The following is a 26403-nucleotide window of genomic DNA, read 5'->3' as shown; positions in this document are numbered from 1 at the left end:
GGATGGCTGTTAAAAAGAAAACCGAAAAAGAAGGCAGCTCGTGGATCGGGAAGGTTGAAGATTACTCCCGAAAAATCTGGCTGGCTGGTTTAGGCGTGTACTCGAAGATCGACACTGACGGCAGCAAACTCTTCGATGCATTGGTTAAGGACGGCGAGAAAGCCGAGAAGCTCACCAAGAGCGCTGTTGGCAAGACAGTCGACGCCGCCAAGGACTCCGCTTCTTCGGCCAAATCGCGCATCAGCGGCGTGAAAGATCGTGCACTGGGCAAGTGGGATGAGCTGGAAGGTGCTTTCGACAAGCGTCTGAACAGTGCCATCTCGCGTCTGGGCGTACCGAGCCGCAACGAAGTCAAGGCACTGCACAGCAAGGTCGAGACCCTGACCAAGCAAATCGAAAAACTGACCGGTGCCAAGGTTGCGCCTGTTGCGGCGAAATCCGCGGCGGCCAAGCCTGCTGCCAAGACTGCCGCCGCCAAGCCAGCCGCGAAAACCGCCGCCAAGCCTCTGGCAAAAGCAGCGGCTAAACCTGCTGCCAAGCCTGCCGCAAAAACTGCAGCCGCCAAACCTGCAGCGGCCAAACCGGCTGCGGCGAAAGCTGTCGCCAAACCGGCTGCCAAGCCAACAGCGGCCAAGCCTGCGGCTAAAACGGCTGCAGCAAAACCCGCCGCCGCCAAGCCGGCAGCCAAACCTGCTGCTGCGAAAAAGCCTGCAGTGAAGAAGCCGGCAGCTCCAAAAGCCGCCGCGCCAAAACCAGCAGTAGCAGCTGCCAAGCCGGCAACCCCGGCAACCCCGGCAGCCACTCCGGTCAGCGCCTCGAACTCCGCGACCGCGCCAACCCCTGCTGTCACCCCGACTGCCGCGCCAGCTCCATCGACGCCAACCAGTCAGTCCTGATTTTCAGGACTCAAGAAAACGCCCGGCCTGCCAAGGTCGGGCGTTTTTGTTTGTGCGCGGATTTCTGAGCGACACAAGCCCACTGTGGGAGCGAGCTTGCTCGCGATAGCGGTGTATCAGTCGACATCCATGTTGGCTGAACAGACGCCATCGCGAGCAAGCTCGCTCCCACAGGGTTGGCGGGTGTCAGGCTTACTCGTGTGCATCCAGGTACTGCATCGCCATTTGCTCCGTCGCCGCTTTGATCGGTGGCAACAGATGCGGCGCCACCAGCATCATGATCTGGTAAACCACCAACCGCACCTCGCCTTCACGATCGAGAATCCGCTGGTAATCCAGTGAAAACAGCAGGGTCATGGTGATCTGTTCCACCAGTTGCCCTAACGCCTGGGTGTCGCTGACCAATTGCCCTTGAGCCTTCAATCGTGCGAGCAACGACGCCAGTGTGCGCTTGAGTGCATTGAGCAGGTTGCGAATGCCCTTGGCCAGTTTCGGCAGGCGTCCGGCGAGGTTCGACAGGTCCTGGAACAGAAACCGGTAGTGGGACAGGCGCTCGACGATCAGATGCAGGAACAACCAGTAATCTTCGGGGCCCAATTCGACGTCGGACGGTGGGTCGAGCAGCGGTTGCAGTTCACATTGAAAGCGCTCGAACAGCCCGAGTATCAGCGGTTCCTTGCCGTGAAAGTGGTAGTAGAGGTTACCCGGGCTGATGCCCATTTCATTGGCAACTTCCATGGTGGAGACATTCGGTTCGCCCTTCTGATTGAACAACTGCAGGGCACATTCGAGGATCCGGTCGCGGGTTTTCATCCAGTCTTCTTAATGATCGGGTCTTGCCACGGCCGGCAGCGGCCGTGGCGCGTTGAACGTCAGCGCACGCGCACGTAAGTACCGGGTGCTGCCTCCATCGGTGGGTAGTTCTGGTTGCCGAGCGCCATGTGGGTTTCCTTCTGCGCGCCGGAGCGTTCCTGAATCCAGCCCAGCCATTGGGTCCACCAGCTGCCGTCGACATGTTTGGCGTCGTAATACCAGGCGCGGGGGTCGCTGCTCAGTTTGCCGTTCTCGACGTAGTTGGCTTTCGGGTTGCTCGGCGGGTTGAGGATGCTCTGCACATGGCCGCTGTTGGACAGCACGAAGCGCCGTTCGCCACCGAGCAACAGTGTCGAGCGATACACCGCGTCCCACGGTGTGATGTGATCGTTGATGCCGGCGACGCTGAAGCTGTCGACGGTGACCTTCTGCAAATCGATCGGCGTGCCACACACTTCCAGTCCGCCCGGGTGGGTCAGCGGGTTGTGCTTGAAGAAGTCCAGCAGGTCGCCATGCAGGGCGGCCGGCAGGCGCGTGTTGTCGTTGTTCCAGTAGAGGATATCGAACGCCGGTGGCTCCTTGCCCAACAGGTAGTTGTTGACGAAGTAGCTCCAGATCAAATCGTTGGGGCGCATCCAGGCGAAGACCTTGGCCATGTCACGGCCGTCCAGCACACCTTTCTGATAGGAGCGGCGCTTGGCAGCCTCCAGCGTCTGCTCGTCGGCGAACAGCGTAGCGGGGCTGTCCAGCTGACTGTCGAGCAGGCTCACCAGATACGTCGCGCTGGACACTCTGCGCAGCTGCCGTTTGGCCTGCAGATGACCTTGCAGCGCGGCAATGGTCAGCCCGCCGGCGCAGGCGCCCATCAGATTGACTTCGCGCGCGCCGGTGATCGCCCGGCAGACATTCATCGCTTCTTCCACGGCTTCGACGTAGGTCGAGAGCCCCCATTCGCGGTGACGCACATCCGGGTTGCGCCAGCTGATCATGAAGGTTTGCAGGCCGTTTTTCAGGGCGTACTGGACGAAGCTGTTGTGCGGGCTCAGGTCGAAAATGTAGTACTTGTTGATTTGTGGCGGCACCACCAGCAGGGGCTTGGAATACTGCTTTTCGCTCATCGGCTTGTACTGGATCAACTCCAGCAGCTCGTTGCGAAACACCACGGCACCGGTGGTAGTGGCGACCGTCCTGCCGACCTCGAACGCTTGCTTGGTGACTTGCCGGGGCAGGCCGTCGTTATGCAGCAGATCGTCCACCAGATGGCTGATGCCCCGCACTAGGCTGTTACCGCCGGAATTGAACAGCTCCTTGATCGCCAGTGGGTTGAGCAGGGAGTTGGAGGGCGATACGGCGTCGTTGAGCAAGGTGAAGGCGAAGTGGGCGCGGGCGCGGTCGTCCGGGCTCATGTTGCTTTCGTCGATCCAGCTTTTGACCTGCTTCTGCCAGCTCAGGTAGGCCTGCAGGCTACGGCGATAAAACGGGTTGAGGCTCCATGCCGGGTCGGCGAAGCGAGCGTCCTGCGGGTTGGTCGGGTGCAGGGTCTCGCCCAGCAGCACACGGCCAAGCTGACCGCCGAGTTTGAGGGCATGCCGGGCGCTGTGCAGTGGGTTGCGCAAGCCATGGGCGGCCACACTGCGCAGGGTCGACAGCAGATCCCGGCCGCGCAGGCCGGTAATCGCACTCTGTGCATTGATGAACGCGGCGGGAGTCGCCAAGGACTCCCTCGCTGGTTTCTCGCGCATGATTCAACACTCCTTCGTCTTCAGGCCAAAAACAAACACACTGAACCAGAACACCATAGACGCTGTAACGGGTTGTTGCGCGGCGTGGCGTCCTGCCGACCGCTGAGGCAGCGCTTTAACTGCCCAGTGGCGCCGGACGCGGATGCATCACCGCACGCTGGCGCTCCTCCTCGAGAAATTTCATGATGATCGGGGCCACCGCTTCGGCCCGGGTAATCAGGAACAGATGTCCGTCATCGATGATGTGCAACTGGGCGTTGGGAATCCGCCAGGCCAGCAAGCGCATGTTGACCAACGGGATCAACGGGTCATCGTCGCCGGCCAGCACCAGGGTTGGCTGACGGATCTTGTGCAACCAGTGGATGCTGGTCCAGCCGAGGCCGGCGAACAGTTGCCAGTAGTAACCGAGCTTGCCCGCCGAGCGCACCTTGGCCGCATGGCTGGCGGCCAGCGTCGGGTCGCGACGGAACGCGCCACCGTAGATCATCGGCGCAATGCGGATCACGTGGGACGGCTGGATGTAACGTCGCGGGCTGGCCATCATCCACAACACTTTCGGCTTGCCCGGCACCATCACCGCACCCGCCGCCGTGGCGGCCAGCACGAGTTTCTTGCAGCGCTCCGGATAGTCGTAGGCGAACTGTTGGGCCAGGGCGCCACCCCAGGACACGCCGATGACATTGACCTGGCCGTAGTCGAGATAGTCGAGCATCCGCGCCGTGAGCTTGGCCAACCCCGGAAAACGATACGGCCGGTTTGGCGTCGACGAACCGCCGACACCAGGCACGTCGAAGGCGATGACTTCCAGGTCCGGGTCCAGCGCCGCAATGAACGGGAACACCAGCTCCAGGTTGGCGCCGATGCCATTGAAAATCAGCAGGGGCGTCAAGTGAGGCTTGCCGGGGCGTACCGCCGTGCGGAGCGTCTGGCCATCCAGGTCGACGGTACGGAATATGAAGGGTTGCGGCATGCTTCAGGCCCTGTGGGTCGCTTTTTCCAGTTCATCCCCGCCCCCTGTGGGAGCGAGCTTGCTCGCGATAGCGGAGTGTCAGTCAGCGCATATGCCAAACCTGCCACCGTCATCGCGAGCAAGCTCGCTCCCACAGGGAAGTCGAGGTGTGTCAGTTACCGCTCATGTACATAAGTGCCCGGTGCAGCTTCGCCCGCCGGGTATGCCTTGTTGCCCAGTTTCAGCGGAGCTTTTTTCAGGTTGCCCGAGCGCTGTGCCTGCCAGGCCTGCCAATGCAGCCACCACGAATCGGCGTGCTTGGTCGACTCTTCCTGCCAGTCATCGGCATTGGCGGGCATTTCAGTGCTGGTCATGTAGCGCGATTTCGGATTGCCCGGCGGGTTCAGGATGCTCTGGATATGCCCGCTGCTGGACAGTACGAATTCAACATTGCCGCCGAACAGTTGCGCCGACTTGTAGCAGGAGCGCCACGGGGTGATGTGGTCGCTGGTCCCGGCCAGGGAAAAGATATCGGCGGTGACCTGCTTCAGGTCGATCGGTGTGCCGCACACTTCCAGTGCATTCGGACGAATCAATGGATTGCTTTTGAACATTTCGATCAGGTCGCCGTGGAACGCAGCCGGTAACCGGGTGGTGTCGTTGTTCCAGAACAGGATGTCGAACACCGGTGGTTCGTTGCCCAGCAGGTAGTTGTTGACCCAGTAGTTCCAGATCAGGTCGTTGGGGCGCATCCAGGCAAAGACTTTCGCCATGTCGCGGCCTTCCAGCACGCCGGCCTGATAGGAGTGGCGCTTGGCGCTTTCGAGGGTTTGTTCATCGACGAACAGCGCCACATCGCTGTCCAGGGTGGTGTCGAGCACGCTGACCAGCAGGGTGAGGGCGTTGACCTTGTTCTCGCCAATCGCTGCGTAATGGCCCAGCAGCGCGGTGCAGGTGATGCCGCCGGAGCAGGCGCCGAGCATGTTCACGTCCTTGCTGCCGGTGATCGCGGTGACCACGTCGACCGCTTCCTTGAGCGCCTCGATGTAAGTCGACAGGCCCCACTCACGCTGCTCCTTGGTCGGATTGCGCCAGCTGACGATGAAGGTCTGCACGTTGCTGCGCAGGCAGAACCGCGCCAGGCTTTTCTCCGGGCTGAGGTCGAAAACGTAGAATTTGTTGATTTGCGGTGGCACCACCAGCAGAGGGCGCTCGTGCACCTGTTCGGTGGTGGGCTTGTACTGGATCAGCTCCAGTACGTCGTTGCGAAACACCACTGCACCTTCGGTCACGGCCAGTGTCTTGCCGACCTCGAATGCCCCCATGTTGACCTGGCTCGGCATGCCGCCGTTGTGTACCAGGTCCTTGGCCAGATGCGAGAGGCCGTCGAGCAGGCTTTTACCGCCGGTCTCGAAGAAACGCTTGACCGCCGCCGGGTTGGCCGCCGTGTTGGTCGGGGCCAAGGCCTCGGTCATGAGGTTGATCACGAAGTGCCCGCGGCTGACATCCTTGGCCGGCAGGTTGCTGTCATCGATCCAGTCGTGGAGTTCCTTGCGCCACGCCAGGTAGGTTTGCAAATAACGTTTGTAGAGCGGGTTCTGGCTCCAGGCCGGATCGGCGAAGCGACGGTCATCGCCATTCGGAAGAAGCTCGGATTTGCCTAGCAGTACGTTCTTGAGTTCAAGACCGAAATGAGCGACATGCTTGGCGCTGTGAATCGGTTGTTTGATGGCCTGCCTGAGCACCATGCGAGCAGAAGCCAGTAGATCTTTTCCACGCAATCCAACGACAGGATTCAGCCCCAAGGTGTTTTCGGAGGCTTGCTGCTTCAAGTCATCGTTATTCTTGTTACTCATCTACGACGCTCCAATGTCCTGAGACGAGTACCCGGGGCCTGCTGTGCAGTCACACAACCAATTCCAGGTACTGCTGCTCGGGTGACCGTTAATACTGCATCGCTGCTTTTGTTCGCAGTGAGCACTGCAGGGAACTTGCCAGTTCCATTGGTTACCCGAGTTTAATTTTTTTCGCAAGCAGGCCAATCGACGGCCCTGGAGCGGAGCATTCAAACAGATGAAATTAGAAAATGCCCTCTAAAGAGCAAGAGGCTCGAATTAGAGCATCAGCTTGACGACGGATTCGTTCGGGTCGCGGGTTTTTCCGGCCGCTTTGAGTTCGGCCAGATAATCTTCCCACAGTGCGTCATAACGTCGCGCCAGTTCGTAGAGGTATTCCCAGGTGAACAGGCCGCTGTCGTGACCGTCATCGAAGGTCAGTTTCAGTGCGTACTGACCGGCCGGTTCTACCTTGGTCAGGCCGACGTTGATCTTGCCAAATTGCAGGATGGGTTTGCCGTGGCCCTGGACCTCGGCGGAAGGAGAGTGCACGCGCAGGAACTCGGCGGGCAGGGTGTATTCCTCGCCGGACGCGTATTTCAGCGACAGGGTTTTCGAGGCTTTGTGCAGCTTGATGTCGGTGGGGAGTTGGGTCATGACAGTCATCCGTATGCGTGAAATGCCCTGTAGGAGCTGCCGAAGGCTGCGATCTTTTGATGTTGCTTTTCAGGATCAAAAGATCGCAGCCTTCGGCAGCTCCTACAGGTGTAGCGTTTCACAGGGGAACAGTTGACCTACAGGATATAACGGGACAGGTCTTCGTTCTGCGCCAATTCGCCCAGGTGGCTGTTGACGTAGTCGGCGTCGATCTGGATTACCTTGCCGTCATGGGTGCTGGCCAGGTCGCCGGCGCTGAACGACACCTCTTCGAGCAGGCGCTCGAGCAGGGTGTGCAGGCGACGGGCACCGATGTTTTCGGTTTTTTCGTTGACCTGCCAGGCGATCTCCGCGATGCGTTTGATGCCGCTCGGCTGGAACTCGATGCCCAGGCCTTCGGTTTTCAGCAGCGCGCAGTATTGCTCGGTGAGCGAAGCGTGCGGTTCGCTGAGGATGCGTTCGAAGTCTTCCGGGCTCAGAGCCTTGAGTTCGACACGGATCGGCAGACGGCCTTGCAGCTCGGGCACCAGATCGCTTGGCTTGCTCAGGTGGAACGCACCGGAAGCAATGAACAGGATGTGGTCGGTCTTGACCATGCCCAGCTTGGTGTTGACGGTGCAGCCTTCGATCAGCGGCAGCAAGTCGCGCTGCACGCCTTCGCGGGATACATCGACGCCACCGGAATTGCCACGCTTGGCGACCTTGTCGATTTCGTCGATGAACACGATGCCGTGCTGCTCGACGGCTTCCAGGGCCTTGGCCTTCAACTCTTCATCGTTGACCAGGCGGCTGGCTTCTTCATCGCGCACCATCTTCAGCGCTTCTTTGACCTTGAGCTTGCGGGCTTTTTTCTTGCCCTTGCCCATGTTGGCAAAGAGGCTTTGCAGCTGGTTGGTCATTTCTTCCATGCCCGGTGGCGCGGAGATGTCGACGCCGGCCATTTCGGCGACTTCGATTTCGATCTCCTTGTCGTCCAGCTGACCTTCGCGCAGGCGCTTGCGGAACAGCTGACGGGTGTTGGAATCGGCAGTCGGGGCATCATCGTTGCTGAAGCCCATGCGCGCCGGTGGCAGCAGGGCGTCGAGGATGCGCTCTTCGGCGGCGTCTTCGGCGCGGTGGCGAACCTTGACGATTTCCTGCTCGCGCAGCAGCTTGATCGCGGCATCGGCCAGGTCACGAATGATCGATTCGACGTCGCGGCCGACATAGCCGACTTCGGTGAACTTGGTCGCTTCGACCTTGATGAACGGTGCATTGGCCAGTTTCGCCAGGCGACGGGCGATCTCGGTTTTACCGACGCCGGTCGGGCCGATCATCAGGATGTTCTTTGGTGTGACTTCAACACGCAGCTCTTCAGGCAGCTGCATGCGGCGCCAGCGGTTGCGCAGGGCAATGGCGACGGCGCGCTTGGCATCGTCCTGGCCGATGATGTGGCGGTTGAGTTCGTGGACGATTTCACGGGGAGTCATGGACATAATATTCAGTGGACCTCAAGCAAGAATGAGCCGTGGTGCGATGGCTGCACGGGCTTACTCGGCGCAGTCCTGCTCCTCAATGGTCTGGGTGTGGTTGGTGAATACGCAGATGTCGCCGGCGATGCCGAGGGCGGTTTCGACGATTTCCCGGGCTGACAGGTCGGTCTTTTTCAGCAGCGCGCTGGCCGCGGCCTGGGCGTAGGCGCCACCGGAACCCATGGCGATCAGGCCGTCTTCGGGTTCGACCACGTCACCGTTGCCGGTAATGATCAGGGAAGCGTCTTTGTTGGCGACCGCGAGCATGGCTTCAAGGCGGCTCAGGGAGCGGTCGGTGCGCCATTCTTTGGCGAGTTCGACGGCGGCGCGTACCAGGTGGCCCTGGTGTTTTTCAAGCTGGCCTTCGAAACGTTCGAAGAGGGTAAAGGCGTCGGCGGTGGCACCGGCAAAACCGGCAATGACCTGGCCGTGGTACAGGCGGCGAACTTTTTTCGCGTTGCCTTTCATCACGGTATTACCAAGGGAAACCTGGCCGTCGCCGCCCATGACGACTTTGCCGTGGCGGCGAACTGAAACGATGGTGGTCAAGGGAAGAGTCTCCACGCAGCGGGGCGAAAATGCCTTATGCCCATTCATATGGGGGTGCTGGAGTGGATTTCAACTGTAGGACGGGAGAGGGGACGAGTGGTGCGAGGCGCGTAGGAGCTGCCGCAGGCTGCGATCTTTTGATTTTGTTTTTTCAAGATCAAAAGATCGCAGCCTGCGGCAGCTCCTACAGGGGCGGTGACTCCCGGGCAGACAGGTAATCAGCGGCTCTGGCGTTGTTGTAACAACAGATTGCTGAAGCCGGCGCCGGCCAGTTGTTTCTGGGCAGTCGTCAGTTGTTCGCGGTTGCTGAACGGTCCGACCAACACCCGATACCAGGTTTCGTCCTTCACCGTCCCGGACTCAACCGCCACGGCCTGGCCCAGCAGAATGATCTGCGCCCGAACCTTGTCCGCATCGGTCTCTTTGCGGAACGAACCCGCCTGCAGGAAAAACTTCGTCACAGGCGCCGCCTTGACCGGTGGCGCTGGCGGCGGCGTGATCCCGGCCAATGCAGCCTGGGCGCGAGCCGTGTCGATCTTCGCCGCTTCGGCCGGGGTGACCGGCGTAGTCGGTATGGCCGGCACTTGCGGCGTCGGCAGGGTTTTTTCCGGCACGGCATCCGGCGGCACGATGACTTCCGATTCCGGCAGCAAGGTGTAGAAGTCGTACTTCGGCTTCACCGGTTGCGTCGGGCTCGGCGGGGTCTTGTTGGCCTCGGCGATCTTGCTGGCTTTCTGCTGTTGCTGTTGCTCGACCTTTTCACGCTTGACCGTGTCGCTGCCCTTGCCCGGTTCCAGCTTCATCAGGAACACGATGAACGCGCCGACCGTCAGGCCGATGGCCATCCACAGCCAGCCCGGGATCGGTTGCTTTGCAGGAGCTTGGTAACGGCTGGCGCCACGCTTGGGTGCAGGTTTTTTCTTGGCAGCCAACTTACATACGCTCCAGAGTTTCCAGGCCCAGGAGTTCCAGGCCTTGCTTGAGGGTGCGTCCGGTCAGCGCGGCGAGGCGCAGGCGGCTCTGCATTTGTGCCGGGGTGTCGGCGGCGAGGATCGGGCAGTTCTCGTAGAAGCTGGAGAACAGGCCGGCGACGTCGTACAGGTAGGTGCAGAGGATGTGCGGGGTGCCTTTTTCGGACACGTTGTTCAGGATCTCGCCAAACTGCGCGAGCTTCGCTGCCAGTTCGTGTTCGTGCGTCGCCTCGAGGACGATTTGGCCGTCGACTTCGCTGAAGTCCTTGCCGAGTTTGCGGAACACGCCGGCCACGCGGGTGTAGGCGTACAGCAGGTAGGGCGCGGTGTTGCCTTCGAAGTTGAGCATCAGGTCGAAGTTGAAGCTGTAGTCGCTGGTGCGGTGCTTGGACAGGTCGGCATATTTCACTGCGCCGATGCCCACGACCTTGGCGATGTTGCGCAACTCGGCCTCGGCCAGCTCCGGGTTCTTGTCCTTGACCAGGGTGTAGGCGCGTTCCTGGGCTTCGGTCAGCAGGTCGATCAGCTTAACGGTGCCGCCGTCACGGGTCTTGAACGGACGGCCGTCAGCACCGTTCATGGTGCCGAAGCCCATGTGTTCCATTTCCATCGGATGGGTCACGAAACCGGCCTTGCGCGCCACGGCGAACACTTGCTGGAAGTGCAGGGCCTGACGCTGGTCGACGAAGTACAGCGCGCGATCGGCCTTGAGCTTGCCACTGCGGTAGCGCACGGCCGCCAGGTCGGTGGTGGCGTAGAGGTAACCGCCGTCCGCCTTGACGATGATCACCGGCAGCGGGTCGCCGTCGGCGTTCTTGAACTCGTCGAGGAACACGCACTGGGCGCCGTTGCTCTCGACCAGCATGCCAGCGGCCTTCAAATCGTTGACCACGTTGATCAGGTCGTCGTTGTAGGCGCTTTCGCCCATCACGTCGGCCATGGTCAGTTTGACGTTGAGCAGTTCGTAGATCTTCTGGCAGTGGGACAGGGAGATGTCCTTGAACTTGGTCCACAGGGCCAGACAGTCGGCATCGCCGGCCTGCAGCTTGACCACCAGGCCACGTGCGCGGTCGGCGAACTCTTCGGATTCGTCGAAGCGCTGCTTGGCGGCGCGGTAGAAGTTCTCCAGGTCCGACAGCTCGTCGCTGGTGATCGGGTTTTCCTGCAGGTACGCCATCAGCATGCCGAACTGGGTGCCCCAGTCGCCGACGTGGTTCTGACGGATCACGGTGTCGCCGAGGAATTCGAGAACGCGGGCCACGCCGTCGCCGATGATGGTCGAGCGCAGGTGGCCGACGTGCATCTCCTTGGCCAGGTTCGGTGCCGACAGGTCGACCACGGTGCGCTGTACCGGGCCGGCCTTGCGCACGCCGATGTGGTCATCGGCCAGGGCGGCGTCCAGGCGGGTCGCCAGGGCGTCGGTGTTCTGGAAGAAGTTCAGGAAGCCGGGACCTGCGATTTCGGTCTTGGAAACGTTTTCGTCAGCCGGCAGCGCGGCGATGATTTTTTCCGCCAGATCGCGGGGCTTCATGCCAGCCGGTTTGGCCAGCATCATGGCGATGTTGCTGGCGAAGTCGCCGTTCTTCTTGTCGCGGGAGTTTTCCACCTGGATCGCCGGCGACAGGCCTTCAGGCAACACACCTTCGTTGACGAGTTGGGTGATGGCTTGTTGGATCAGCTGGCGAATGGTGTCTTTCATGGTCTTCTCTTTCGACCGCAGGCGCGGCGGCGCATCATGCGCTGGTGGAAAAACTGGGCATTATCCGTTGCGAAGACGGGCTTGCCAACCTTAGCAGGCAGGTTGTGGATGTGTGGTGACAAAAGAAGCAAAGATCGCAGCCTTCGGCAGCTCCTACATGGTTGGTGGTGAACGCCGAGCCCTCTGTAGGAGCTGCCGAAGGCTGCGATCTTTTGATCTCAATACAAATCGACAGGATCGACATCCAAAGACCAGCGCACCGCCCGCCCACTCGGCATCTGCTCCAGCACCAACAACCAGCTTGCCAGCAACCGATGCAACGGCGCCCGCGCCGTAGCCTGCAACAACAACTGCGCACGATAACGCCCGGCCCGTCGCTCCATTGGCGCCGGCACCGGCCCCAGCAGCTCAATCCCGGTCAGACCCTGTTCCGCCAGCAAGCGCTCGGCCTCGCTGCACGCCTCATCGAGAAAACCTTCGGCCTGGCCCGGTTTATGCGCTTCGGCCCGCAACAACGCCAAATGCGCAAACGGCGGCAAGCCAGCCGCGCGGCGTTCGCTCAGGGCCTGTTCGGCGAAGGCGAAATAGCCCTGCTCGGTCAGTTGCACCAGCAGCGGGTGGTCGGCCAGGTGCGTCTGGATAATCACTTTGCCCGGCTCTTCGGCCCGGCCTGCACGGCCGGCGACCTGGACGATCAATTGCGCCATGCGTTCGCTGGCGCGGAAGTCGCCGGAGAACAGGCCGCCGTCGGCGTCGAGGATCGACACCAGTGTTACTCGTGGGAAGTGGTGGCCTTTGGCGAGCATTTGCGTACCGATCAGGATGCACGGCTGGCCTTTCTGAATAGTCGCGAACAGCTGGTTCATCGCATCCTTGCGCGATGTGCTGTCGCGGTCGACCCGCAGCACCGGAAAGTCCGGGAACAGAATCGCCAGGCGCTCCTCGGCCCGCTCGGTGCCGGCGCCGACGGGGCGCAGATCGACCTTGTTGCACTTCGGGCACTGGCGCGGCACGCGTTCGACGTAGCCGCAATGGTGACAGCGCAACTCGCCGTAACGCTGATGCACGGTCATTCGCGCATCGCAGCGCTGACACTCGGACATCCAGCCGCAATCGTGACACAGCAGGGTCGGGGCGAAGCCGCGGCGGTTGAGGAACACCAGTACCTGCTGCCCGGCAGCCAGGGTCTGACCAATGGCTTGCTGCATCGGCCCGGAAATGCCGCTGTCCAGCGGGCGGCTTTTCACGTCCAGGCGCAGGAAGCGCGGCTGCTTGGCCCCGCCGGCGCGCTCATTCAGGCGCAGCAGCCCGTAGCGGCCGGTGTAGGCGTTGTGCAGGCTTTCCAGCGAAGGGGTGGCGGAGCCGAGGACGATCGGGATGTTTTCCTGTCGCGCCCGCACCAGCGCCAGATCGCGGGCGTGGTAGCGCAAGCCTTCCTGCTGTTTATAGGAGCCGTCGTGCTCTTCGTCGATGATGATCAGGCCGGGGTTCTTCATCGGCGTGAACAGGGCCGAACGGGTGCCGATAATGATGTCGGCCTCACCGTCCCGGGCGGCCAGCCAGGCATCGAGGCGTTCGCGGTCATTGACCGCCGAATGGATCAGCGCGATGCGGGCATTGAAGCGCTGTTCGAAGCGCGCCAGGGTCTGCGGGCCGAGGTTGATTTCCGGGATCAGCACCAGTGCCTGCTTGCCGGCCTGCAGAGTTTCGCGGATCAACTGCAGATAGACTTCGGTCTTGCCGCTGCCGGTGACGCCGGCCAGCAGGAACGCGTGGTAACTGTCGAAGCCGGCGCGAATGGCCTCATAGGCGGCGCGCTGCTCCGGGTTCAGCGGCAGCTCCGGTTGCGCCAGCCAGTGTTCGTGGCGTGCGCCGGGGGCGTGGCGGCGGATCTCGACCTGCACCAGTTCCTTGGCCAGCAGCAAGTCCAGGCTGTCCTTGCTCAGCATCAGTTTGCTCAACAACTGATGGGCGACGCCGTGGGGATGCTGGGCCAGCGTGGCCAGGGCTTCGCGCTGGCGCGGAGCGCGGGCGATGCGTGGGTCATCGAGGCTGGCGCCTGGCGCGGCAGACCAGAAGCGTTCCTGGCGCGCTTCGGCCAGCTCACCCTGGCGCAGCAGCACCGGCAACGCCCAGCTCAAGGTGTCGCCGAGGCTGTGCTGATAGTACTGAGAGGTCCACAGGCACAGCTTGAACAGCGCGGGCGGCAGCGGTGGCGTCGCGTCGAGCAGGGCCAGGGCCGGCTTGAGTTTCTCGGCCGGTACTTCACTGGTGTCGGTGACTTCCACCAGAATCCCGATCATCTCGCGCCGGCCGAACGGTACCCGCAGGCGCATGCCGGGGTGCAGTTGGGCACGCAGGACACCGGCCGGAGCGCGGTAGTCGAACAGGCGGCGCAGCGGCGAAGGCAGGGCGAGGCGCAGAATGGCGTCGGGCACGCGGGGGATTCTCTTTGCGGGCAGTAAATGAAAGGCTGGACCCATAACCTGTGGGAGCGAGCTTGCTCGCGATGAGGCCCTGTCAGTCAGCATTTATGTTGCCTGACACGACGCTATCGCGAGCAAGCTCGCTCCCACAGGGGAATGTGCTTTGGGCCGGGAGCCTAGCAGACGACTGGTTTGAGCGACAGCTTGCGTGAACGGGATTGTCTGGTAGAATCCGCGGCCTAATTACGTGCGGTATTCAACAATAGTGTTGGGTGGCGGCACGCTAGCCCGAGGAAAACACCATGAAAGCTGATATCCATCCAGAATACCCGGCAGTTGCTGTTACCTGCAGCTGCGGCAACAAGTTCGAAACCCGTTCGACCTTCGGCAAAGCCCTGGCGATCGACGTTTGCAACGAATGCCACCCGTTCTACACCGGTAAGCAGAAGACTCTGGACACCGGTGGTCGCGTACAGAAGTTCGCCGACCGTTTCGGTGCTTTCGGCGCGAAAAAGGCCTAAGGCCGATCAACTTGGGAAGCCGCTACGGTTTTTCCATGCTGATGAAAAAGGCGTCCCTCGCGGGCGCCTTTTTTGTGTCCGCGATTTGGCTGTCTGGCGCGCAGGCCTTTTGTCCGACGCCAGGCGGCCTGACACCCGTCGCGGTGCAGCGGGTGGTGGATGGCGACACCCTGCGCCTGAGCGATGGCCGCAATGTACGCATGATCGGCTTGAACACGCCGGAGCTGGGCAAGCAGGGCCGTTCCGACGAACCCTTCGCCGTGGCTGCGCGCAAGCGCCTTGAAGCATTGGTGGCGGCCAGTGACGGACGGGTCGGGTTGGTGCCTGGCAAAGAAAGCAAGGACCATTACGGCCGCACGCTGGCCCATGTCTATGGTGCAGATGGCGCCAACCTCGAAGCGCAGATGCTCGCCGAAGGCCTGGGTTTCCAGGTGGCCGTGGCGCCGAACGTCGACCTGGTCGCCTGTCAGCAAGCCGCAGAGCGCAACGCTCGACAGGCCGGGCTTGGTGTGTGGCGCCAGTCGCCTGTACTGAAAGCGGAGCAGATCAGCACTTCCGGCTTTGCCGTGCTCAGCGGTCGTGTGAGCAAGGTGCAGCGCAATCGGGGTGGGGTTTGGGTCGAGTTGCAGGACTCGGTTGTATTGCGCGTTGCACCCAATCTCCTGGCGCGTTTCGATGTGGATTCGCTGGAAAGCCTCAAGGGCAAGCAGATCGAGGCGCGCGGCTGGGTGCTGGATCGTTCGCGACGTGGCGGACTGAAGGAAGGGCAGGCGCGCTGGATGTTGCCCTTGACCGACCCGGCGATGCTTCAAGCGGTACAGTGATAAAAAATTGTAGACATTTTTTCCGTCGATTGTGAACAGTCTAAGCCTTGTGTGCCGTGGCTCTTGGCCCAAAGTCGTAGGGGCGGGCGCTTGACAGGGGTGACCAGTCAGTCTTGTGGGGACTTTGCGAGGCGCGTATCCTCGCTGACCAGTCTGTCCAACAGTAAAAAGCGGAATGCCAAAATGTCTGATCTGAAAACTGCCGCTCTCGAATATCACGCCAATCCTCGTCCAGGGAAGCTGAGTGTCGAGCTCACCAAGGCCACTGCTACCGCTCGCGACCTGTCGCTGGCCTACAGCCCGGGCGTAGCCGAGCCAGTACGCGAGATCGCCCGCGATCCCGAGCTGGCCTACAAGTACACCGGCAAAGGCAACCTGGTTGCAGTCATTTCCGATGGCACCGCGATTCTCGGCCTGGGTAACCTCGGCCCATTGGCTTCCAAGCCAGTGATGGAAGGTAAAGGCGTACTGTTCAAGCGCTTCGCCGGCATCGACGTTTTCGACATCGAAGTCGACTCCGAAAGCCCGCAGGCCTTCATCGACACCGTCAAGCGCATCTCCATCACCTTCGGTGGCATCAACCTGGAAGACATCAAGGCACCCGAGTGCTTTGAAATCGAACGCGCTCTGATCGAGCAGTGCGATATTCCGGTATTCCACGATGACCAGCACGGCACCGCTATCGTGACCGCGGCCGGCATGATCAACGCCCTGGAAATCGCTGGCAAAACCCTGCCGGAAGCCAAGATCGTCTGCCTGGGTGCCGGTGCCGCCGCCATCTCCTGCATGAAGTTGCTGGTGAGCATGGGCGCCAACATCGAAAACATCTACATGGTCGACCGTACCGGCGTGATCCACTCCGGCCGTGACGACCTGAACCAGTACAAGGCTGTGTTCGCTCACGCGACCGACAAGCGCACCCTGGCTGACGCCCTGCAAGGCGCTGACGTGTTCGTAGGCCTGTCCGGCCCGAACCTGCTGAGCCCTGAAGGCCTGCTGTCCATGGCGGCCAACCCGATCGTGTTCGCGTGCTCCAACCCTGATCCGGAAATCTCCCCGGAGCTGGCACACGCCACCCGTAGCGACGTGATCATGGCCACCGGTCGTTCCGACTACCCGAACCAGGTCAACAACGTACTGGGCTTCCCGTTCATCTTCCGTGGTGCCCTGGACGTTCGCGCCAAGCGCATCAACGAAGAGATGAAAGTAGCCGCGGCCAACGCCCTGCGTGAACTGGCCAAGCTGCCAGTGCCTCAGGAAGTGTGCGACGCCTACGGCGGCATCAAGCTGGAATTCGGCCGTGAGTACATCATTCCGAAGCCAATGGATGCCCGTCTGATCACCCTGATCTCCGATGCCGTGGCCAAAGCCGCCATCGAGACCGGCGTGGCGACCCTGCCGTATCCGAAGAACTACCCGCTGAAAAGCGTGGATGATGTGTTCAACGGCTAAGCCGTTGTAGCGCTTCAGCCGATAGCCCTGGCTCATTTGAGTCGGGGCTTTTTATTGCCTGCTGCTTATGTGTTGTCTGTGCAGGCCTCTTCGCGGGCAAGCCCGCTCCCACAGGATTTTGTGTTGTTCGCAGACCTTGTGCACGCCAACGATCCACTGTGGGAGCGGGCTTGCCCGCGAAGGGGGCGGACCAGGCAACATCAAAACCGGCAGGCATAAAAAGCCCCGCTCTTCTTTCGAAGGCGGGGCTTTTCATCATTGCTGCAATCAGAACAAATCGATTGGCGCAGCTTCATCCGCTGGCAACGGACTGCCTGGCGCATTGCCATTACCGAGCTCGTTGCCCGACGGCGGCGTATCTTCGGCCTTGAACAGCTCGAAGTAGGCGCCTGGCGTGCCCGGGCTGGCCGCGCGGCCGCTGACCGGATCGACTCGCAGGCTGAGGAGGCCTTCCGGCTCCGGCTGCGTATGCGGCGGCTTGCCTTTGAGTGCGGCGCCCATGTAGTTCATCCAGATCGGCAGCGCGACGGTGCCGCCGAATTCCTTGCGGCCCAGGCTTTCCGGCTGGTCGAAGCCGGTCCATACGGTGGTCACGTAATCGGCGTTGTAGCCGGAGAACCAGGCGTCCTTGGATTCGTTGGTCGTACCGGTCTTGCCGGCAATGTCAGGGCGGCCAAGGGCCAGTGCGCGGCGACCAGTGCCGAGCTTGATCACGTCCTCAAGCATGCTGTTGAGGATGTACGTGGTGCGCCCGTCAACGATGCGTTCGGCCACGGCGGGTGCTTGTGGCGTCGGCGCAGCAGCGCCAGGGACTTCGCCCGGCGTTGCATTGACCGTGAAGGCTTGAGGGGCGGGTGCGGCAATGCCATCGCTGGCAGCGCCGCCCTGAGGCACGCTGGGCGGGTTGGCGACGAACAGCGTGTCGCCGTTGCGGCTTTCAATCCTGTCGATGATGTACGGGGTGATCTTGTAGCCGCCGTTGGCGAAGGTGCTCCAGCCGGTGGCGATCTCCATTGGCGTCAGGGTCGCGGTGCCCAGCGCCAGGGACAGGTTGGGTGGCAGGTCCTGTTTGTTGAAGCCGAAGCGAGCGATGTAGTCGATGGTCTTGCCAACGCCCATCGCTTGCAGCAAGCGGATCGACACCAGGTTGCGCGACTTGTACAGCGCTTCACGCAGGCGGATCGGGCCGAGGAACGTGTTGGTGTCGTTTTTCGGCCGCCAGACCTTGTCCAGGTACTCGTCGACGAACACGATCGGGGCATCGTTCACCAGGCTGGAGGCGGTGTAGCCGTTATCCAGTGCTGCGGCGTAGACGAACGGTTTGAAGCTCGAACCCGGCTGGCGTTTGGCCTGCAGTGCGCGGTTGTAGTTGCTCTGTTCAAAGGCGAAGCCACCAACCAGGGCGCGAATGGCACCGTTCTGTGGGTCCAGGGACACCAGCGCGCCCTGGGCCAGCGGGATCTGGCTGAACTTCAGCGAGTTGTCCGGCTGACGCTGCACGCGAATCAGGTCACCGACCTGGGCCACGTCCGAAGGCTGCTTCGGGTTGGCGCCCATGCTGTTGGTGTTCAGGAATGGACGGGCCCACTTCATGGTGTCCCAGTTGACGTGTTCCTGGCCGGTGCGGGTCAGCACCTGCAGGCCGCTCTTGTCGACCTGGGTCACGATCGCCGGTTCCAGGCCGCTGATGGTGCGTTGCTTGGTCAGCTCGGTTACCCAGGCTTCACGCGTCTTGCCCGGGAGCCGCGACTCGGGGCCGCGATAGCCGTGGCGCTGATCGTAGGTCATCAGGCCTTCGTGGACTGCGGTGTTGGCCAGTTCCTGGAGGTCGCTCGGCACCGTGGTGGTGACGCGGAAGCCTTCGGTATACGCGTCGCTGCCATAACGCCCGACCATTTCGGCGCGGGCCATTTCGGCGATGTACGGCGCGTTCACTTCCGGAGTCGGTACGTGATAGCTGGCGTTCAGCGGCTCGTTGATCGCGGCGGTGTAGTCGGCCTCGGTGATTTTGCCGAGTTTGTACATGCGCCCCAGGATCCAGTCGCGACGCTCCTTGCTGCGCGCCGGGTTGGCCAGCGGGTTGAAGCGCGACGGCGCCTTGGGCAGGCCGGCAATCATTGCCATCTGCGCCAGGCTGACATCGCGGATCGATTTGCCGTAATAGACCTGCGCCGCCGCTTCGATGCCGTAGGCACGGTTACCCAGATAGATCTTGTTGACGTACAGCTCGAGGATCTCGTCCTTGGTCAGCTGACGTTCGATCTGCAGGGCCAGCAGGATCTCGGTGGTCTTGCGCGAAAAGCTGCGTTCGCTGGTCAGGAAGAAGTTCTTCGCCACCTGCATGGTGATCGTGCTGCCACCGGACTGGATGTGTCCGCTTTTGACCAGTTGGGTCGCGGCACGCATCAGGCTGCTGGGATCGACGCCGTAGTGGTTGGCGAAATTGTCGTCTTCAGCACTTAGTAACGCATTAATGAAATTGGGGGGAATGTCGGCGAAACGGATCGGTGTACGGCGCATTTCGCCGAATTCTGCGATCAACTTGTTATCGCTGCTGTAGACCCGCAAAGGAATCTGCAACTGGATGCTTCTCAGCGCCTCCACGGACGGCAGCCCGGGACTAAGGTAGAGGTACGCCCCGCTCAGACCCAGAAGGAGTCCGCAGAAAACCGCGACGATGGACCAACCGAAAAATTTCAGCAGACGAATCAAGGCTTTTGGATATCCAGGGCAAAAATGAATTGGGCAACAGGGTTCAGGCTAAATGAGAACGACCCGCGCTTGAGCAAATGCGGAAAAAAAACGCTGGGCATTATAAGCATTTTTCTGATCGGGAGCGCGGTTGGCGCTGCTGTCAAGACGGGCGGATTGAACGCAATGGACATTGCAGAGTCCGTAACTCACGGAAAGTCATAGGGAATTGGTAGTGCCAGGACTCTTCAACAAAAAATCCAGTACGCTCCTCGGAATCGATATCAGCTCTACCTCGGTAAAGCTTCTGGAATTGAGCCGTCAGGGCGAACGCTACCGGGTCGAGGCTTATGCGGTCGAGCCGTTGCCGGTCGGCGCGGTGATCGAAAAGAACATCGCTGACCTCGAAGGCGTGGGGCTGGCCCTCGCGCGCGCGCTGACCAGGGCCAGAACCGGCCTCAAGGGTGTGGCCGTGGCTGTGGCAGGCTCGGCGGTGATCACCAAGATCATCGAGATGGATGCCGGCCTTTCTGAAGACGAAATGGAAAGCCAGCTGAAGATCGAGGCGGATCAATACATTCCTTATCCCCTGGATGAAGTCGCGATCGACTTTGAAGTCCAGGGCTCCTCCGCGCGCAACCCGGAGCGCGTCAACGTGCTGCTCGCGGCTTGCCGCAAGGAAAACCTCGAGGTCCGCGAGGCCGCCCTGGCCCTGGCGGGGCTGACCGCTCGCGTAGTCGATGTCGAGGCCTATGCACTGGAGCGCTCCTTCGCGTTGCTGGCCAGTCGGCTTGCGGCTTCCGATGAGTCGTTGACGGTCGCAGTGGTGGATATCGGCGCCACCATGACCACCCTGAGCGTGCTGCACGGCGGGCGGATTATCTACACCCGCGAGCAACTGTTCGGCGGTCGGCAGTTGACCGGGGAAATCCAGCGTCGCTATGGCCTGACGCTGGAGCAGGCGAGTCTGGCGCAAAGGAAGGGCGGCCTGCCGGATGACTATGCCGGTGAGGTCTTGCAGCCCTTTCAACAGGCACTGGTGCAGCAGGTGTCGCGCTCGTTGCAATTCTTCTTTGCCGCCGGCCAGTACAGCGCCGTCGACCATATCCTGCTGGCCGGCGGTACCGCGTCGGTCCCGGGGCTGGACCGTTTTGTCGAGCAGCAATTGGGCACGCCGACCCTGATCGCGAACCCTTTTTCCGCAATGACGCTGGGCAGCAAGGTCAACGGTGCTGCCCTGGCGAGTGATGCCCCGGCGTTGATGATCGCCTGTGGTCTGGCCCTCAGGAGCTTCGACTGATGGCGCGGATCAACCTTTTACCCTGGCGCGAGGAGCGGCGTGAAGCCCGCCGCAAACGTTTTCTGCTGGTCCTGGTGGCCGCTATGGTGGGCACGATGGGTGCGGTGCTGGTTGCCAACCAGGCCATCAGCCGTGCCATCGACCGGCAAATCGCCCGTAACGATTACATCGGCAGGCAAATCGCCGTGGTCGATGAGCGGATCACACAGATCAATGATCTCAAGGAGCGCCGCCAGCAACTGGTCGAGCGCATGCGCATCATCCATGGCCTGCAAGACAACCGCCAAATCAGCGGGCGAATATTTGACCAGTTGGCGCGAGCACTGCCTGACGGCGTGTATTTCACCGACGTGAGAATGGCCGCAAAGACCTTGTCCATCACCGGTGCCGCGCAATCCAATAGCCGTGTTTCAGACTTGATGCGCAACCTCGAAGCATCAGACTGGTTCGATGCGCCGAGCCTGACTGAAGTCAAGGCCGCGGCTGCCGGTCAGGTGGCGCAGGCCAACATCTTCCAGTTGACCGTTCGCCAGACTCAACCCGCAGCACCGGAGGGCGGCAAATGAGGCTGTCCGAATGGTTCGAAGGGTTGCGCAAGATCGACTTCAACGATCTGGACACCGGAAACATGGGGGCCTGGCCACCGGCGATCAAGTGTCTGGTGGCCGGTTTGCTCATGCTTGTGGTGCTGACCTTGGGTTACAACTTTTCCACTCGCGACCTCGAGAGCCAGCTCGATCTGAAGCGTGAGGAAGAGTCGGCGCTCAAGGAACAGTTCGCCGGCAAAGCCCGCATGGCGGCGAATCTCGATCTCTACACCCAGCAGTTGAAAGAGATGGAGAACGCTTTCGGCGTGCTGTTGCGGCAACTGCCTGGTGACACCGAAGTGCCCGGCTTGCTGGAAGACATCACGCGTACAGGTCTGGGCAGTGGCCTGGAGTTCGAAGAGATCAAGCTGCTGCCGGAAGTCGCCCAGCCGTTCTACATCGAGTTGCCGATCCAGATCACGGTCACCGGCGGTTACCACGACCTGGCCACCTTCGTCAGTGGTGTGGCCGGGTTGCCGCGAATCGTCACCTTGCACGATTTCGACCTTGCCCCCGTCAGTCCCCAGGGTGCTCCGAAACTGCGCTTGAGCATCCTCGCCAAGACCTACCGCTACAGCGAAACGGGGCGACATCAATGACCCCGGCGCGTTGTTTTTCGATGGTGCTGTTGCTGTCTGTTCTGTCCGGCTGTGGCGCTGGCGATGACTACAGCGATCTGGACGCCTACCTGAGCGAAATACGCCTGCGCGGCCCGGGCAGTATTGAACCAACGCCGGTATTCCGGTCTTACCCGACATTCATCTACGACGCAGCGAACCTGCGCAGTCCGTTTTCACCACAGCTCAGCACTGATCTGGCGGCCCATCGGCGGGGGTCGCGCAATGTCAAACCCGACCCTGACCGGGTCAGGCAATACCTCGAAGGTTTCAACATCGAGCAGTTTGAAATGGTCGGCACCCTTTCCAATGCAACGGGCTCTTTTGCCCTGTTGCGCGGGGCGGGTGGCGTGCACCGCCTGAAGGTCGGTGATTACCTGGGGCGTAACGACGGACGAATCGTTGCGATCAGTGGTTCGCAAGTCGATGTGGTTGAAATTGTCCCTGATGGTCAGGGTGCGTGGCTGGAGCGTCCCCGGACCATCCCTTTGAAAGAACACTCATAGTGGAACCCGAATAATGAACAGGATTTTCTCCGCCTTCGGCCTTTCGCTATGGATAGCGATGTTGTCGCCGATGGTACAAGCGGCCAATCTCAAGGCGCTGGATGTCGCTGCGCTGCCGGGAGACCGGGTCGAGTTGAGGTTGTCGTTCGATGCACCGCCCCCGTTGCCTCAGGGTTACATGACGGAGTCGCCGGCCCGGATTGCGCTGGATTTGCCGGGTGTCGCCAGTCAACTGGCCAGCAAGACTCGCGATCTCGGCAGTGGAAATGCCCGCAGTGCAACGGTGGTGGAGGCCGGGGACCGTACGCGATTGATCATCAACCTGGCTCAGTCGGCCCCGTACGACTCGCGAATCGAAGGCAACAATTTGCTGGTGGTAGTCGGGCAGGGGGTCAAGCCGTCGACACCCAGGCCGGCGGCTCCGGCAATGCCGGTTCCGGCGCGAGCCGCTACGACGCCGGGCAAGGCCATTCGGGGTGTGGATTTTCAGCGAGGCACACAGGGCGAGGGCAACGTGGTGATCGACTTGTCGGATCCATCGATTGCTCCCGACATACAGCAGCGCGAGGGCAAGATTATTGTCGGGTTTGCCAAAACCCGATTGCCCGAGCCGCTGCGCGTGCGTCTGGATGTGAAGGATTTCGCCACGCCTGTGCAGTTCGTCAATGCCAGCGCAAGCGGCGATCGAGCAATCATCAGCATCGAGCCCGGTGGTGCATTCGACTACTCGACCTATCAGACCGACAGCAAGCTCACGGTCAGCGTTCGCCCGGCGACGGTCGACGACCTGCAAAAGCGCAATGCCGGGCTACAGGCTTACAGCGGCGAGAAGCTTTCGCTGAATTTCCAGGACATCGATGTGCGTTCGGTGCTGCAATTGATCGCCGATTTCACCAACCTCAATCTGGTGGCCAGCGACACGGTGCAGGGTGGCATCACGTTGCGCCTGCAGAACGTGCCGTGGGATCAGGCGCTGGATCTGGTGCTGAAAACCAAGGGGCTGGACAAGCGCAAGGTCGGTAATGTCCTGCTTGTTGCGCCGGCCGATGAAATTGCTGCCCGTGAGCGTCAGGAACTGGAATCACAAAAGCAGATTGCCGATCTGGCGCCGTTGCGCCGGGAACTGTTGCAGGTGAATTACGCCAAGGCGGCGGACATCGCCAAGCTCTTCCAGTCGGTGACCAGTGCCGAAGCGAAACCCGACGAACGGGGGTCGATCACCGTCGACGAGCGCACCAACAACATCATTGCCTACCAGACTCAGGACCGGCTTGATGAGCTGCGCAGGATCGTCACGCAGTTGGATATCCCTGTGCGTCAGGTCATGATCGAGGCGCGGATTGTCGAAGCCAACGTCGACTATGACAAAAGCCTCGGGGTGCGTTGGGGCGGATCGGTACAGAACAGGGGCAACTGGAACACCTCCGGTGTGAGCAATGGGCTCAATGGGTCATCGACCATCGGCACGCCCGGCAGTACCAGCACCAATTCACCGTTCGTCGACATGGGCGTAGCCAACAACACCTCGGGAATCGGCATCGCGTTCATCACCGATAACGTCTTGCTGGACCTGGAGCTGACGGCCATGGAGAAAACCGGCAACGGGGAAATCGTCTCGCAACCCAAGGTGGTCACGTCCGACAAGGAAACCGCCAAGATCCTCAAGGGCACCGAGATTCCCTATCAGGAGGCCAGTTCCAGTGGCGCGACTTCGGTGTCGTTCAAGGAGGCTTCGCTGTCGTTGGAGGTGACGCCGCAGATCACGCCCGACAACCGGATCATCATGGAAGTGAAGGTGACCAAGGACGAGCCGGACTACCTGAACAAGGTCCAGGATGTACCACCCATCAAGAAAAACGAAGTCAACGCCAAGGTCCTGGTCAACGATGGCGAGACCATCGTCATTGGCGGTGTTTTCTCAAATACTCAGAGCAAGGTCGTAGATAAGGTGCCATTTCTTGGCGATGTGCCGTATCTTGGCCGCCTTTTCCGGCGTGATGTGGTTTCGGAGAAAAAATCCGAGCTGTTGGTATTCCTCACTCCGCGTATCATGAATAATCAGGCGATTGCTGTGAGTCATTGATTCTGTGCGAAATTTGATTCTTGTAGGACCGATGGGTGCTGGAAAAAGCACCATCGGCCGGTTGCTGGCCAAAGAGCTGCGCCTGCCATTCAAAGATTCCGATAAGGAAATTGAATTGCGCACGGGCGCCAATATCCCTTGGATCTTCGATAAAGAAGGCGAACCGGGCTTTCGTGATCGCGAGCAGGCAATGATTGCCGAACTGTGCGATTACGACGGTGTGGTGCTGGCGACAGGTGGGGGCGCGGTCATGCGCGAAGCCAATCGTCGGGCACTGCATGCCGGTGGGCGGGTGGTTTATCTGCATGCCTCGGTCGAGCAGCAGGTTGGCCGCACGGCCCGTGACCGCAATCGGCCATTGTTGCGTACCGCCGATCCGGCCAAGACCCTGCGGGACCTGTTGGCGATCCGCGATCCGCTTTACCGGGAAATTGCCGACCTGGTGGTCGAAACCGATGAGCGCCCGCCGCGAATGGTCGTACTCGACATTCTAGAGCGCCTGCAGCAGTTGCCACCCCGTTAAAGCGCCGCGCGAAATGCGCTATCCTCGGCGTCTCGCCATGACCGCTCAAGGTTGTGGCGGATGGCTACCGAACGGCGTCACACCAGCAGACACCGTGGATATTCGTTAACTCAAGGCAGGACGCCTGATTCATCTTCACTGTGGGGACACATGCAGACACTCAAGGTCGATCTAGGCGAGCGCAGCTACCCGATTCATATTGGCGAAGGTTTGTTGGATCAGCCTGAGCTGCTGGCCCCGCACATTCGCGGACGGCAAGTGGCGATCATCTCCAACGAGACTGTTGCACCGCTCTATCTCGAGCGTCTGACCCGCAGCCTGGCGCAGTACTCGGTGATTTCCGTGGTACTGCCCGACGGTGAAGCCTTCAAGACCTGGGAAACCCTGCAACTGATTTTCGACGGTCTGCTGACCGCGCGGCATGATCGCCGTACCACGGTGATCGCCCTCGGTGGCGGTGTGATCGGTGACATGGCCGGCTTTGCCGCCGCCTGCTACCAGCGCGGCGTCGATTTCATCCAGGTCCCGACCACGCTGCTGTCGCAGGTCGACTCCTCGGTGGGCGGCAAGACCGGAATCAACCATCCGCTGGGCAAGAACATGGTCGGCGCCTTCTATCAGCCGAACGTGGTGCTGATCGATACCGCCAGCCTCAATACCCTGCCGGCGCGCGAACTGTCCGCCGGTCTGGCGGAAGTCATCAAGTACGGGCTGATCTGTGATGAGCCGTTCCTGACCTGGCTCGAAGACAACGTCGACCGTCTGCGCAACCTGGACCAGCAAGCCCTGACCTATGCCATCGAGCGCTCCTGCGCGGCCAAGGCCGCGGTGGTCGGTGCCGATGAGAAAGAGACGGGCGTTCGTGCCACGTTGAACCTGGGCCACACGTTTGGCCACGCCATCGAAACCCACATGGGCTATGGTGTCTGGCTACATGGAGAAGCGGTGGCTGCTGGCACTGTGATGGCGCTGGAAATGTCCGCGCGACTGGGCTGGATCAGCGAGCAGGAGCGTGATCGCGGCATTCGTCTGTTCCAGCGAGCAGGGCTGCCGGTCATTCCGCCAGAAGAGATGACAGAAGCCGATTTCCTCGAACATATGTCCATTGATAAAAAAGTGATCGACGGTCGTTTGCGCCTGGTGCTGCTGCGCCACATGGGTGAAGCGGTGGTGACCGACGATTATCCGAAAGAGGTTCTACAGGCCACGCTGGGGGCAGACTACCGCGCCCTGGCTCAGCTTAAAGGTTAA

The 26403-nt window shown here is 61.1% G+C and carries 22 protein-coding genes; 11 read left to right on the top strand and 11 right to left on the bottom strand.

Annotated features, from left to right (window positions below; all coding sequences use genetic code 11):
• Window positions 1-2: 2 nt before the first annotated feature.
• Window positions 3-896, top strand: coding sequence for a phasin family protein (locus tag C9422_RS11860; protein WP_116580795.1), 894 nt, complete (start codon window positions 3-5; stop codon window positions 894-896).
• Between the two features lie 192 nt (window positions 897-1088).
• Here C9422_RS11860 and C9422_RS11850 read toward each other — a convergent pair whose 3' ends face one another.
• The 10 genes from C9422_RS11850 to C9422_RS11805 form a co-directional block, all read right to left on the bottom strand.
• Window positions 1089-1709, bottom strand: coding sequence for a TetR/AcrR family transcriptional regulator (locus C9422_RS11850; RefSeq protein ID WP_116580794.1), 621 nt, complete (start codon window positions 1707-1709; stop codon window positions 1089-1091).
• A gap of 59 nt (window positions 1710-1768) precedes the next feature.
• On the bottom strand, window positions 1769-3451 hold the full coding sequence (phaC, locus tag C9422_RS11845) for a class II poly(R)-hydroxyalkanoic acid synthase (protein ID WP_116580793.1): 1683 nt from the start codon (window positions 3449-3451) through the stop codon (window positions 1769-1771).
• Window positions 3452-3566: 115 nt separating this feature from the next.
• Window positions 3567-4421, bottom strand: coding sequence for a poly(3-hydroxyalkanoate) depolymerase (gene phaZ / locus C9422_RS11840; RefSeq protein WP_007975576.1), 855 nt, complete (start codon window positions 4419-4421; stop codon window positions 3567-3569).
• A 155-nt stretch (window positions 4422-4576) separates the two neighbouring features.
• On the bottom strand, window positions 4577-6256 hold the full coding sequence (gene phaC / locus C9422_RS11835; RefSeq protein WP_007975578.1) for a class II poly(R)-hydroxyalkanoic acid synthase: 1680 nt from the start codon (window positions 6254-6256) through the stop codon (window positions 4577-4579).
• A 258-nt stretch (window positions 6257-6514) separates the two neighbouring features.
• Window positions 6515-6892, bottom strand: a complete 378-nt coding sequence (locus tag C9422_RS11830) for a gamma-butyrobetaine hydroxylase-like domain-containing protein (protein ID WP_007999201.1) — start codon at window positions 6890-6892, stop codon at window positions 6515-6517.
• A gap of 137 nt (window positions 6893-7029) precedes the next feature.
• Window positions 7030-8367 carry an HslU--HslV peptidase ATPase subunit gene (gene hslU / locus C9422_RS11825; RefSeq protein WP_007975581.1) on the bottom strand — a complete coding sequence of 446 codons (1338 nt, stop codon included), beginning with the start codon at window positions 8365-8367 and terminating at the stop codon, window positions 7030-7032.
• Window positions 8368-8421: 54 nt separating this feature from the next.
• The gene (hslV, locus tag C9422_RS11820) at window positions 8422-8952 is read right to left on the bottom strand and encodes an ATP-dependent protease subunit HslV (RefSeq protein WP_007975582.1); all 531 of its coding nucleotides are present in this window, start codon (window positions 8950-8952) and stop codon (window positions 8422-8424) included.
• Between the two features lie 218 nt (window positions 8953-9170).
• Complete coding sequence (locus C9422_RS11815) at window positions 9171-9884, bottom strand: SPOR domain-containing protein (RefSeq protein WP_007975583.1); 714 nt, start codon at window positions 9882-9884, stop codon at window positions 9171-9173.
• 1 nt (window position 9885) lies between these two features.
• Window positions 9886-11622: an arginine--tRNA ligase gene (gene argS / locus C9422_RS11810; protein WP_095964610.1), complete on the bottom strand. Its 1737-nt coding sequence runs from the start codon at window positions 11620-11622 to the stop codon at window positions 9886-9888.
• Between the two features lie 218 nt (window positions 11623-11840).
• Window positions 11841-14060 carry a primosomal protein N' gene (locus C9422_RS11805; protein WP_116580792.1) on the bottom strand — a complete coding sequence of 740 codons (2220 nt, stop codon included), beginning with the start codon at window positions 14058-14060 and terminating at the stop codon, window positions 11841-11843.
• A 290-nt stretch (window positions 14061-14350) separates the two neighbouring features.
• Here C9422_RS11805 and rpmE point away from each other — a divergent pair, with 290 nt between their 5' ends.
• The 3 genes from rpmE (at window position 14351) to C9422_RS11790 (ending at window position 16845) form a co-directional block, all read left to right on the top strand.
• A complete protein-coding gene (rpmE, locus tag C9422_RS11800; RefSeq protein ID WP_007975586.1) occupies window positions 14351-14569 on the top strand; it encodes a 50S ribosomal protein L31 in 219 nt (72 codons plus the stop codon).
• A gap of 35 nt (window positions 14570-14604) precedes the next feature.
• Window positions 14605-15393, top strand: coding sequence for a thermonuclease family protein (locus C9422_RS11795; RefSeq protein WP_116580791.1), 789 nt, complete (start codon window positions 14605-14607; stop codon window positions 15391-15393).
• Window positions 15394-15576: 183 nt separating this feature from the next.
• Window positions 15577-16845: a malic enzyme-like NAD(P)-binding protein gene (locus tag C9422_RS11790; RefSeq protein WP_007989306.1), complete on the top strand. Its 1269-nt coding sequence runs from the start codon at window positions 15577-15579 to the stop codon at window positions 16843-16845.
• Window positions 16846-17112: 267 nt separating this feature from the next.
• On the opposite strand, the gene C9422_RS11785 is transcribed toward C9422_RS11790, so the two are convergent.
• Entirely contained in the window at window positions 17113-19554 is a 2442-nt protein-coding gene (locus C9422_RS11785; protein ID WP_371924736.1) for a penicillin-binding protein 1A, read from the bottom strand.
• Between the two features lie 217 nt (window positions 19555-19771).
• Here C9422_RS11785 and C9422_RS11780 point away from each other — a divergent pair, with 217 nt between their 5' ends.
• The 7 genes from C9422_RS11780 (at window position 19772) to aroB (ending at window position 26403) form a co-directional block, all read left to right on the top strand.
• Entirely contained in the window at window positions 19772-20836 is a 1065-nt protein-coding gene (locus C9422_RS11780) for a pilus assembly protein PilM (protein ID WP_116580789.1), read from the top strand.
• Entirely contained in the window at window positions 20836-21402 is a 567-nt protein-coding gene (locus C9422_RS11775; RefSeq protein ID WP_116580788.1) for a PilN domain-containing protein, read from the top strand. The genes C9422_RS11780 and C9422_RS11775 overlap by 1 nt, the downstream gene beginning before the upstream one ends.
• Window positions 21399-22022: a type 4a pilus biogenesis protein PilO gene (locus C9422_RS11770; RefSeq protein ID WP_116580787.1), complete on the top strand. Its 624-nt coding sequence runs from the start codon at window positions 21399-21401 to the stop codon at window positions 22020-22022. The genes C9422_RS11775 and C9422_RS11770 overlap by 4 nt, the downstream gene beginning before the upstream one ends.
• The gene (locus C9422_RS11765) at window positions 22019-22546 is read left to right on the top strand and encodes a pilus assembly protein PilP (protein ID WP_116580786.1); all 528 of its coding nucleotides are present in this window, start codon (window positions 22019-22021) and stop codon (window positions 22544-22546) included. Before C9422_RS11770 ends, C9422_RS11765 begins: the two co-directional genes overlap by 4 nt.
• A gap of 13 nt (window positions 22547-22559) precedes the next feature.
• Window positions 22560-24629, top strand: coding sequence for a type IV pilus secretin PilQ (pilQ, locus tag C9422_RS11760; protein ID WP_116580785.1), 2070 nt, complete (start codon window positions 22560-22562; stop codon window positions 24627-24629).
• A 4-nt stretch (window positions 24630-24633) separates the two neighbouring features.
• Window positions 24634-25152 (top strand): shikimate kinase AroK, encoded by a 519-nt coding sequence (aroK, locus tag C9422_RS11755; RefSeq protein ID WP_015093141.1) that lies wholly within the window; start codon window positions 24634-24636, stop codon window positions 25150-25152.
• A gap of 150 nt (window positions 25153-25302) precedes the next feature.
• A complete protein-coding gene (gene aroB / locus C9422_RS11750) occupies window positions 25303-26403 on the top strand; it encodes a 3-dehydroquinate synthase (RefSeq protein ID WP_116580784.1) in 1101 nt (366 codons plus the stop codon).

It is taken from the genome of Pseudomonas sp. B1(2018) (assembly GCF_003097365.1).
GTDB classification, from domain to species: Bacteria; Pseudomonadota; Gammaproteobacteria; order Pseudomonadales; family Pseudomonadaceae; genus Aquipseudomonas; species Aquipseudomonas laurylsulfatiphila.
This window is presented reverse-complemented; position numbering and strand designations above follow the sequence as displayed.